9 protein-coding genes are annotated in these 10,624 nt (G+C 59.7%); all 9 read right to left on the reverse strand.

The annotated features are described in order from the left end of the window. Positions 1 to 84 precede the first annotated feature (84 nt). Positions 85 to 3,279, reverse strand: coding sequence for a WD40 repeat domain-containing protein (locus EYB53_RS24025; protein ID WP_135481912.1), 3,195 nt, complete (start codon positions 3,277 to 3,279; stop codon positions 85 to 87). A 143-nt stretch (positions 3,280 to 3,422) separates the two neighbouring features. Then, positions 3,423 to 4,895 (reverse strand): formylglycine-generating enzyme family protein, encoded by a 1,473-nt coding sequence (locus tag EYB53_RS24030; protein ID WP_167857593.1) that lies wholly within the window; start codon positions 4,893 to 4,895, stop codon positions 3,423 to 3,425. A gap of 52 nt (positions 4,896 to 4,947) precedes the next feature. Continuing rightward, positions 4,948 to 5,217 (reverse strand): WXG100 family type VII secretion target, encoded by a 270-nt coding sequence (locus tag EYB53_RS24035; protein WP_135481916.1) that lies wholly within the window; start codon positions 5,215 to 5,217, stop codon positions 4,948 to 4,950. A gap of 60 nt (positions 5,218 to 5,277) precedes the next feature. After that, a complete protein-coding gene (locus EYB53_RS26810; protein ID WP_135481918.1) occupies positions 5,278 to 6,180 on the reverse strand; it encodes a protein DA1 in 903 nt (300 codons plus the stop codon). 5 nt (positions 6,181 to 6,185) lie between these two features. Further along, on the reverse strand, positions 6,186 to 7,568 hold the full coding sequence (locus tag EYB53_RS24045; RefSeq protein WP_135481921.1) for a hypothetical protein: 1,383 nt from the start codon (positions 7,566 to 7,568) through the stop codon (positions 6,186 to 6,188). After that, positions 7,507 to 8,826: a protein phosphatase 2C domain-containing protein gene (locus EYB53_RS24050; protein ID WP_135481924.1), complete on the reverse strand. Its 1,320-nt coding sequence runs from the start codon at positions 8,824 to 8,826 to the stop codon at positions 7,507 to 7,509. The genes EYB53_RS24045 and EYB53_RS24050 overlap by 62 nt, the downstream gene beginning before the upstream one ends. Positions 8,827 to 8,837: 11 nt before the next feature. Next, a complete protein-coding gene (locus EYB53_RS24055) occupies positions 8,838 to 9,563 on the reverse strand; it encodes a VWA domain-containing protein (protein WP_135481926.1) in 726 nt (241 codons plus the stop codon). Positions 9,564 to 9,617: 54 nt separating this feature from the next. Further along, entirely contained in the window at positions 9,618 to 10,019 is a 402-nt protein-coding gene (locus EYB53_RS24060; RefSeq protein WP_135481928.1) for a hypothetical protein, read from the reverse strand. 15 nt (positions 10,020 to 10,034) lie between these two features. Then, positions 10,035 to 10,624, reverse strand: a 590-nt coding sequence (locus EYB53_RS24065; RefSeq protein ID WP_135481930.1) for a right-handed parallel beta-helix repeat-containing protein, incomplete at its 5' end; no start/stop codon positions are given.

Here is a 10,624-nt window from a genome sequence, read left to right on the forward strand (position 1 = left end):
GCTGCGATCTATCAGCCAGCAGCCGCGCCAGGCTGCCCAGCAGCGGGACGAGTTGTGCGAGCCGGTCGGGGGAGAGGTGTGAGCTCACAGTGACTGAGCCTCCTGTCTGGCTGTAGGATTTTTGACTCCCCATAGTCGTACGACGCCCTCGCTAGAGCCGGTAGCCAGCAGCCGACCATCGGGTGAGAACGCGAGCGATGCGGCAAGGGGTGAGTCAAGTGAGCGCAGCATCCTCCCATTATCGACATCCCATAGGAGAACCTTACTCTCGGCAATGACGGCCAGCACTTTGCCATCGGGTGAGAAGACGAGCGGCCCACCATCCATCTGCAGGGAATCTGGAATCCGCATAGTTTGTTGCAGCGTTCCATCCGAGACTTGCCACACCCCGAGAGCAAAGCCCGTGTTGGCAGCGAGCAATGCACCATCAGGAGAGAAAGCAAGGCGCTGGATCGTTCCCGTGATCGGACTCAGCGTCTGTTGTAGTTCCATCTCGGGGACTCGCACCAGCTGTAGACCGGTTTCACCTTGGAAAGTATTTTCGCCTGTTGATATCCATTGCAGTCGAACAATGCCCAAGAGCGAGCCATCAGGTGAAAAGGCCATATCCTGAACATTTGTTCCTCCTGGTGGTCCTAGCGAACCAACATAGGGGGTGATTCCGGGCAGGTGTGGAAGGATGAAGATTGCCGGCTTACTGGTATGATCAAGATAGAATGCCAGCGCAGCCTGATCACTGATCGAGTTGCCTGAGCTGTCCCGTTCGGTAACACACTCTCTGGCAAGCACCATGCTGGTAGCATGGGCAGCGATCTGGGGTGCGCCTGACCAACTCACCCCTCTGAAGCAGTCTTCCGTGGTACTCAGGATCGTGCTGGTCTGCTCCGATAAGCTTTCCAGCGAGAAAGTCTCGATAGTATCAATAAAATCCGGATAATCAGTGGATGCATGCAGGATGAGTTGATCACGAGTACGGGCGACATCGTACCCAGCCGGAAAGTCCTGCTCATGGCTGACGGTACCTTGCGAGACATTCCAAAGACGCATACGGCTTGTGTCGATAGTGAGCAGATGATTATCGGGGGTGAAACTCGTCATGAAGACACTATCGCCGGTATGGCCATCAACAAGATTAATCAATGCGCCATCCGATGTATTCCAAACAGCGATCTTTCCCCCTTCGCCGATAAGGCCAAACGCCACCTTTGAGCCGTCAGGATGCAGAATCACATTGTGGGGAGAACAACTGCTCATTTTCTGATAGACTTCATTCAGACTTTCCTGTACCCTGATTGGGGTTGGGGGTTGAGAGGTAAGATCCCAGAGCGCCAGTTGTTCACAGGAGTTTGCCTCCCAGAACTCCTCACTAGCGCTAAAACTCGTGCCATTAGCAGACCCCGGTATTGTTTGATCGATCTCTGCGTCAGAGATCACGATCTCACCGGTTGTGACTCGCCAGATATTGACTATCGTATCAATCACGCCGTAACTAATAGATACTGTGTTATCGTCGAGGCGCGTACGGCTTGGAGGCTGATCAATAATATGCTGTTTAATCACTACCCAATTCCCTCGTGGACTGAGCATCACCTCCAATTCTTCAGTATCTGTATATGTATATGTAAAAACGCCGAATTGGCTGATCGTGGCACCATTGGGGAAGCGCCGGGCCAGTATGGTGCCGTCAGCGGCAAGGGTCATCAGGGTAGAGGCATCCTCGCTAACATCAAGGATCTGCTCGCCTGCGAATCGGGCCGCCAGATCCTCTGCTGGCTCACCAGTGCGTAGATCCCAAACTTTCAGTTCCTCATCGCGGCTGAGCAGATAGCTGCCATCTGAGCTCAGTTCGAATGGGTATGGGCTGTCCTCTATTGAGAATAGCTGTCTGTGCTCCGGTACACTCCAAGCACTCAGGGTACCGTTGTCATCTCTGTACAACAGGACTTGCCCATTGGGCAGGAACCGTAAGTCGGCGAAAGATGCCTGGTCATCCTGGATCTGGTCGATGACCTGCCCCGAGAGGGCATCTTGAAGCTGAATCGTTTTGCCATCTGTGGCGATGGACGCGATGATCTGCTCGTCCGGTGAGAAGGTGGGAGAGCGCCCGGTTGCAAGTGTTCGCTCCAGCCTCAGGGTATCGCCGTTGTAGATCCGTAGGCCTGAAGCCACCCGAACCGCCAGCCAGCGTCCTTGTGGCGACCATTGGTAAACCGTGCCCTCATTAAGAACAGCCTCTTCGCCCCAGCGCGCAATCTGGACTACCTGATCAGCGTTCTCCACCCCAATAGACACAGACGGCTGCGGCACCGCAGTGCCGCTAAGGGCTGGCGCAATTACAGCAAGTTCCGGGGGAACGACGGTCGGCGCGGCTGCGGGCGGTCTGTCCCCGTCCCCCAAGCTTAATGCCCCATAGCCCACCACCACCACCACTATCAGCCCCACCAGCAGCCAGATCCAGCCGCCAGGGCCGCGCCGCGCCGGGGTGCTGGGCGGCTGGCTTACGCCTAGTGGCGCTGCGCTTGCGAGTACTGCACGAGGCTCATGCCCTGCGGCTTGATGTGCCACCGGGGGTGCTTGTGATGGGGACATTGCCGGGCCTGCCACCGCTGCTTGCGGCGGGGGAACCGGCTGTGCGGGTGCCGGAGCATCTTGCCACTGGGCCAGCACCGGCACCTCCAGCGTCTCGCCTGCAGTCACAAGCTTAAGCGAAGTCCAGAGCAAGCCGCTCACCAGTGGGCGTAGCTCGACGCGCAGACGGGTGACGCCAGCCCCAAACTGCGCTGGCGTCACCTGCACCTGGTCGCTCTCAACGCTCACCTGGCCTGGGCCGCCCTGCACATCAAATTCCAGCGCGGCTTGCTGGCCCGAACTTAGACTACCAAAGTCGAGGCTGGAAACGCTTGCCGTCAATCGCGTTGGCGCGGATGGGGTAGACGACACCGGTGATAAGACAGATGCCTGCGCCGGCGCTGCGCTGCCGCCCGCAATCATAGCGACGGCCAGCAGCACTGCTGATTCTGGTAGCCCGCGGAAAAGGAGCGCCTCCACTGTGGCGTGGCGTTGTGCTTCATCTGGTGGTATCTGCTGGAGTGCTTTGAGTAGGCGACTCCAGCGCCGCAGTTCATCCAGCGCCGCCGGATGAGACTCCAGGTCGGCACCGAGCAGGAGGGTTTTCAACTCACTATCACTGAGGGGCGAACCACGTGCTAACAGCCGCGCCAGGCTCCCCAGCAGCGGGATGAGTTGGGTGAGTTGGTCGGTGGAGAGTGAGGAGGTCATAGGCGTGCTCCGTAGGATGGTTATGACAGGGCAACAAGGTGCGCAGCGGATCTGCCGGTACGGGAAAAGCGCCTGAACCCTGGTCTCAAAACGCAAAAGGGTGGCTTCGCTTGCTACGCTCGCTTGGACACAGCACCCAGCCATCAGGATTCAGCACCGGGCAATGGAGCATGACTGGCGACCCGCAACCCGATGAAGCCGAAGCGGTCGCGCGGGAAGTAGAAGTAGCGGTACGAAACCCGGATGAACTTTTGTAGGCTGTCCCACGACCCACCGCGTTGAATCCGCCGCTTATCAGCTTCCAGATACGCTGCCTGCCACTCGTCTTCCAATTGATACGGGTAGCGTTTGCCGGACTGGGTCACGCACCACTCCGAGACGTTGCCGACCATGTCTAGCACGCCGTATGGGCTTGCTCCGGTAGCATACTGGCCGATTGGGGTCGTGTGTCCGTGTCCCGCTTCCTTGCTGTTGCACCGCCCGCTCTCCCAGGCCTTGCCCCAGGGCCAGATCCGTCCGTCAGGGCCACGGGCGGCTTTCTCCCATTCAGCCTCGGTCGGCAGGTGGAACTCGTGCCCGGTCTGGGTACTTAGCCAGCGGCAGTAGGCCACTGCCTCGAACCAACTCACCCCAACCACCGGGTAGTCGTCGCCATTCCACGTCGCATCATCCCAGTAAGAGGGCTTAATGATCTTGTCCCCCTCGCGCCATGCCCAGCCCACTTCCGTCCAGTAGACGGGATTAGTATAGCCATCGCCCTCGACAAAGGGCCGAAACTGCGCGTTGGTCACGGGCGTCGTGCCAATCCAATAGGCGGGCAGCATCACGGTGTGTTGCGGTTTTTCGTCATCATACGCCATCCGATCCGCATCGCTGCTGCCCATCAGGAAGGGGCCGGCGGGCACGTGGCGCAGCGTGGCTACCCAGGGGGGCACGGCAGGGGCTTTGGCAACCGATGCCGTCGTCGGTACCAGCACGGGTTGGTTGTTCCGGGCAGCAGGTGCCTCCTGCCATTGCGCGATCACCGGCACTTCCAGGCTGGTGCCCGTTGTCACGAGCTTGAGCGCCGTCCAGAGCAGGCCGCTCGCCAATGGACCCACCTCAACGCGCAGACGGGTGACGCCAGCCCCAAACTGCGCTGGCGTCACCCGCACTTGGTCACTCTCGACAACGACATGGCCGGGGCCACCTTGGACTTCCAGATCGCGCACGGCTCCCTGACCAGAGCCAAGCATTCCAAAGTCCAGGGTCGCCACGCTGGTCTGCACGTGGACAGGGGCGACGGTGGGGGGTGCAGCCTGAGGTGCATCTGCCCCACTGCCCGCCACCGAGGCAACCGCCAACATGACGGCAGCCTCGGGTAAACCACGCATGAGCAGTGCCTCAACGGTGGCTTGCCGCTGCGCTTCAGTCGAATGCTGCTGTACCATCGTGAGCAGGCGGCTCCAGCGGCGGAGTTCCTCTAGGGCGTGTGGGTTCTCCTCCAGGCCCGCACCCAGCAACAGCGTGGACAGGCTGCTGTCATTGACTTGGAAGCTGCGGGCAAGCATACGGGCCAGGCTCCCCAGCAGCGGGACGAGTTGGGCGAGTTGGTCAGGCGCAAGCGCGGAAGTCATAGGCGTGCTCCCCAAAAAGCTCATCAACTGTACGACTATTGGCTATGCCAGGCTACCGGCGTCTGAGGTACTCCTCCAGTGGTTTGGCCTTGGCATCAAGATGACGCAGATAGCCATCGGCGCTCTGGAGGTACCGCTCAAAGTTCTGGATGGCTGTTTCGAGTTCCTGGGCGAATTTTGTGTACTCCTGATCGCGCCAGGTACTCCCCAGGCTGCGTAGCTGGCTGCGGATACGGCTCGTGCTGCCGTTTACCTCGCTGTTGAACTGGCGCAGGGCGGCTTGGAAGCGGCGAAGTTCGGCGGGGTCATTCACAACTGACATGGAAAACCTCCTTATTCTGGATCGTCACATACGAAATCGGTAAAGCGATCTGACGTCATCTTAGGGTGGCGTGGGAAACCGCCTAGTGGTACGGATTGCCGTGAGCAGTTGCTGGAAGCCGATGTGTTGTACGAGTGCAGCGACCCGACGAAAGCCAACGCCGTAGACTGGGTCGGGGCTTCGCTCGGTTTTCTCAGCGTAGTAGCGACTCTCGGCGCTATTTAATTGCGACCAGAAACGGTGTGCCAGCACCTCGCAAAAGCCCTCCTCGATCCACGGCGCTAGGCCGACAACTTGATGAACGGCCAGCCAGACATGACCGAGCTCGTGGACAGTAACGCCCTGGAAGAGCGTTGCAGGCAAGCCGCGGAGAATAGCAACCCCACTCGGTTCGGTGCGCACCATTTGTCCGTTTTGGGTATAGGTGGTACTAAGCGCTGCACCGAGCGCATGGGTATCATTGGGGACGCGGAGAAACTGGGCCAACTGTGCGCGGTTCCGCAGTTCGATCCGTAGCGCGAGATTGTGGTACATCAACCCCTGGCGATTCACCCAGGCAATGAGTTGAGCAAAGATTGGACGGGCCTGGGTGATCTCCTCGACGGCACTGGCGCGACAGATCGGACACCGGGATGCCTGAGTTTTGCCAGCATGGGGCGGGATCAGGCGACCACAGAAACGACATGCAGGATACTGATTTGCGTGTTCAGAGCAAAATTCCGTCCCCCAGGAATCAACAAGATACTGACCACTCAGCGGTTTTCGGCAATACGCGCAGCGTGGTGCCACCTGGAGCCGATAGCACTCGGGGTGATAGGGGGCGCCCTGGTGTTCGATAAACCTGTTTTCGCCGATGGGTCGATGGCACGCGGTGCAACAAAAGTGCGCCACGTGCCAAACTGCGCCCAGCGCGGTAATATACGCCCCATCAATGGGTTGCCGACAGCCTTTGCAGATGCTCACGCCGATCACTCCACTACACGAGCCAATCGTTTGCCATCACCAAAATTGATGAGTGTGCCGCGCTGAAGGGGCACCGAAGCGCCCCGGCCCACGCTCCCCCCGCTTCCACCAAGGATCTGCCAGGGGGTGTCACTCATATTGCCCAGGCGATGACACCCCTGCTTGGCATCCCAGATAGTTTGGCCCAAAATCGGAACGCCGCGTCGGGTGAAGGGGGGAAGGCGTCCGGGTTCGATCACATCGGCAAACAAGGGCAGTCCATGGTACAGCACCAGCGGGCGCACCGGTACATGCACGCCCTTCGCCCGCGACTCCATCAGCTCAAGCACGGCAGGGTATGGTGCACGCACCCCGGCCCCACAGAAAGGACACTGGCGGCGGGGCTGGGGCTGGAGCCAGTAGGGATAGAAGAACGATTGGCGACAGGATGGGCAACTGACCATCACATCGTAGGCCTCGGCCAGTGCCCGTTCCCACTCCACCACCTGCGGGCGTTTCGCCGGCTCGTGCAACCCCTGGATTAACGCCCGTTCCGTTAACTCCTGGAGCTTGGGTGTCAGCGTGCGGTACGAGAGGGCACCATTGCGGAAGAGTGGGGAACCGACCCGTGGAACGGCATTGCGGCGGTCACTTGGGTGCTCGCTAAAGCAAGCGTACTGCCCATAGCCGAGCTTATCGTCACGCGCTTGATCCTCATCGTCATAGCAGCGCTGGGTCTGCATCACATTGCGCAGCAGCAGCGTCCAGAGTACAAGCACTGCGGCGCTATGGCGATCAGTCAGTTCATCAGGTTTGCCCTTACCCATCATCACCTCGGGGGCGATGAAGCCGGGCATGCCTTGCACCTGGGGCGGCAAAAAGCCTTTGACCACAAGGCCGTCGAGGTCAATCAGCACCACCTCGCCCGTGACGGGATTCGTCAAGAAATTCTTGAGGTGGATGTCGGCATGGGCCATGCCTTTGCCATGGATCGTCCGCGCCGCCGCTGCCGTCCCACGGGCGATCTTCAAATATTCAAGCCAACTGCGCCCCTGCTTAAACTGTGCTACTGCGTCAATCGGGCTATAGATCAGCTTGTAGAGCGGGACATGCGACGAGGCAACTCGCCGCGTGACCACCCCGACCGAGGGTTTTCCATCCATCTGCTGGACGATCCCCAGCGGCCAGGCCAGGAACTGCTCATCCTCGCCCAGGTTCTTGCCCAGATCGAGTACCTGTTGAAGCATCTTCTGCTTGTCAGGTGCAGCCCGGTGGTAAATTTTGACCACGTGCTGCCCATCAGTCGTAAAGTAGACACTCCCCTCGCCGCCACGGTGGGCCGCTTGGCTATTGATCGTCATCTGGCTCGGTAGCCCCCGGCTGCCGGGCAGTAGGGTAACGCTCGTCATTGTGGGACTCCTGTTGGGTAATCACGACCAGGGTGCGGTCATCCCAGCTTCCCTTAACTTGATAGGTTGCAAGCCAGTTCAACATCCCTGCGGCGGCCTGGGTTGGACTACTCGCCTGGTGGAGATTTCTGCGGATCGCCTGGGCCCAGTTGCTCAAAGCATCCTGCTGTGACGTGTAGAGCAGATCACCGGAGAGGCCATCGGTCATCACGTAGAAGGCGATAAACGGGTTGGCTGGCGGTGGCTGATCCACACTCACTGCGAGATACTTCTGGAAATTGGGGCGGTTGAGGGTATAGGTGGCTTGTCCATCACCCGGATCAGGCGCATCCACCAACTCTTTTACTTCACCCCGCGCCGTCAAGCCGAGAATTGCGCCATCACCCACTTGGCCGACGGCGCAGCGCCCGGTTTCGCGGTTGAAGAGTAGCGCAAGCGCGGTACACCCAAGGTCAGCGAGTTCAAGCCCAAGGCTCTGGGCGTGACCGCGCAGGCCGATATGGGTTTTTTCAAAGGCCTGATGCATGACCCCACCGAGATCCAGGTCGGTGGGCACCGCCGTTGCTTTCGCTATACCCGGAACCTGCAATGCAGCTGCGGCTGGCTTGCCTGACGATCGCGGTTGGGTGGGATCAGGGCGTTGGGACCCAGTTGGCGCAGTTGGCGGAATGGTCACATCGGGCGGGGCAAGCGGGGCTTGTTCTGGCAACCACCAGCCTAGTGAGCCACCCTGCTGGAGTTGATCGAGGAGAGGGGTGCCAGGGGCAGATGGTTCGACCCCCAGTCGTTTTTTGACCCAATCCTGCATTCCGGCGATCAAGGAGGCCCGACCTTCGCCGCGTCGGTATTCAGCAAAGGGCACCTTTAGCTCGACATCCTCAATCGCCGCCGGTGGGGCAATACTCGCAGCAGACGGATTCGACGGGCCGGCACCATGGCTTGTGCGCAACTCGCTAAGGGGCACAGCGAATGGGCGCAACAGGAGTGCAGAGAGAGCCTCGACTGCGTAGGTGGCACCATAGCGTGAGAGCGGGCGTGATCCCACCCCATCAGCCACGGCGACGGCCACCCACGGGCCAAGCGAGCGCACGATAAAGGCGTCGTCGCGGGGCAAGCCCCGGGCTAGATGAATCTGACCGACGGCGCTTGCGCCAAGTATCAGATATGAATCGGCCACAGCGTGGCCGAGTGACCAGAGCGGGTGAGTGTCGCCGGAGGCACTAAGCCCGCGATCACCAAATACAAAACTGTTCGGCATAGGGCGACCTCCTATGGAATGCGGATGAGATCCGAGGAAGGCTGCACATCGGCGAAGGGGTCGTCGAGATTGCCACCGGGCTGAACCGAACTGGTGATGCTTTGCGAAAGATATTGGAAGAGCGCCGCAAAGGCGGCCTCACTGGTGCCCATGCGGAAGGCCATGCCGGTACTCATTGCCTTCAGCGTAGCATCGTCTACATTGGGGCCGCAGCCGACCGCCACAATCGAACTGGGCTTAATTTGGCCTTTGGGCCGATTCGTCACGGCATCACGGGCAGGCCGCCAGAGGCGGTCAGTAACATTCCCGTTCTCGTCGGTCGGATAGCCATCGGTGAGGATAAAGACGGCCGGCTTCCAGTCGCCCTTCTGCCCACCTTTGACCGCCTTGACCACATCACGATCCATTGACTCTACCAAGCGATTAAAGGCCAGATCAACCCGAGTAACCCCCGATGCGCTCAGGTGCGGTGGCTGAAACGAACTGATCGGAACCAACCCCCCGGACAGCACCTGAGCATTACTATTGAAGGTAATCACCCCAACCCGTACGACATCGCGGGCAAAGGGATCGCTCGCCGTCTCCTGTTGAAATTGTTCCAAGCCAGATTGCACCGACTGGATCGGTGCCCCATCCATACTTCCCGACGTATCGAGGAGCAGATAGACGGGTAGGTGCCGTTCGCCACCGGCTGGTTGGACACTGGCCCACTCGGGAACGTTGCTCTGCATAACCATCGGACGCCTCCTTCATGCTAATTCAGACGCGAAAAGAGAGCACATACAGCACGGCTACCAAAACTTCCACCACTTCGTGCGTTCGATGACCAGATCCTTTGCAGTGGTCTCGAGGCTGGTCAAGGCGGCACGGGTTTCGTGTTGCTGCTTGGCAAGCAGGGTCACGAGTTCATCAGGGCGGGTGGTCGGTACGGGGGTGGGCATGACAGCGGGAGGCAACGCCTCAAGGCCGAGATCGCCGAGCACATGCTCGCCTTTTTGGACCAGGGCGCGGATATCCTTGATTATGGTATCAGCCCTTTGGCGGTTGCGCTCATATTGCTGTTTTGCGGCGTCCAGGTCAGCTTGACACTGTTGACTCGCAGCAGCGCGGCGTTGCATCGCTTGCTGCTCGGCTTGCGCCACGCGTCGGATCGCCTCGGCGCAGACTTGGCGTAGTTGCTGATGAGGATCCATAGAATCACAACCTTCCTACCAGGGCTTCCACCACTTCTTGCGCTGATCATATACCTGTTGACCATGATTGCCCGTGCAATCATTGCTGCTGAGGGTGAGAGTTGCGGTATACACCTTCACAGAAATGCCGTGCTGCATATTCCCCGTACAAGTATTCTGACGGGCCGTGCCCCCCGCGGTGCCATCGTAGGCGATGCCCGTGTCTTTGTTCTGCTGGCAGGTGTTGGCCTCCAGCGTCGGCTGAGCCTGCGCAGTGACGTAAATGCCGTGCTTGGTATTGCCCGTGCAGGTATTCTGGCGAGCGATGCCCCCCGCGCTGCCAAAGTAGGAGATGCCGCTTTGCTCGTTCTGCTGGCAGGTGTTGGCCTCCAGCGTTGGCTGGGCCTGCTCACCGATGTAAATGCCGTGCTTGGTATTGCCCGTGCAGGTATTCTGGCGAGCGGTGCCCCCCGCGCTGTCACGGTAGGTGATGCCCGTGTCTTTGTTTTGCTGGCAGGTGTTGGCCTCCAGCGTTGGCTGGGCCTGCTCACTGACCCTAATGCCGTGATACGTATTGCCCGTGCAGGTATTCTGGCGAGCGATGCCCCCCGCGCTGCCAAAGTAGG

This window comes from Candidatus Chloroploca mongolica, assembly GCF_004762035.2.
Lineage (GTDB): Bacteria > Chloroflexota > Chloroflexia > Chloroflexales > Chloroflexaceae > Chloroploca > Chloroploca mongolica.

Excerpts from the sequence above, each read along its gene's own strand:
- EYB53_RS24025 (WP_135481912.1), bottom strand. The coding sequence starts at position 3,279 with ATGACCTCCTCACTCTCCACCGACCAACTCACCCAACTCATCCCGCTG.
- EYB53_RS24030 (WP_167857593.1), bottom strand. The coding sequence starts at position 4,895 with ATGACTTCCGCGCTTGCGCCTGACCAACTCGCCCAACTCGTCCCGCTG.
- EYB53_RS24035 (WP_135481916.1), bottom strand. The coding sequence starts at position 5,217 with ATGTCAGTTGTGAATGACCCCGCCGAACTTCGCCGCTTCCAAGCCGCC.
- EYB53_RS24045 (WP_135481921.1), bottom strand. The coding sequence starts at position 7,568 with ATGACGAGCGTTACCCTACTGCCCGGCAGCCGGGGGCTACCGAGCCAG.
- EYB53_RS24050 (WP_135481924.1), bottom strand. The coding sequence starts at position 8,826 with ATGCCGAACAGTTTTGTATTTGGTGATCGCGGGCTTAGTGCCTCCGGC.
- EYB53_RS24055 (WP_135481926.1), bottom strand. The coding sequence starts at position 9,563 with ATGGTTATGCAGAGCAACGTTCCCGAGTGGGCCAGTGTCCAACCAGCC.
- EYB53_RS24060 (WP_135481928.1), bottom strand. The coding sequence starts at position 10,019 with ATGGATCCTCATCAGCAACTACGCCAAGTCTGCGCCGAGGCGATCCGA.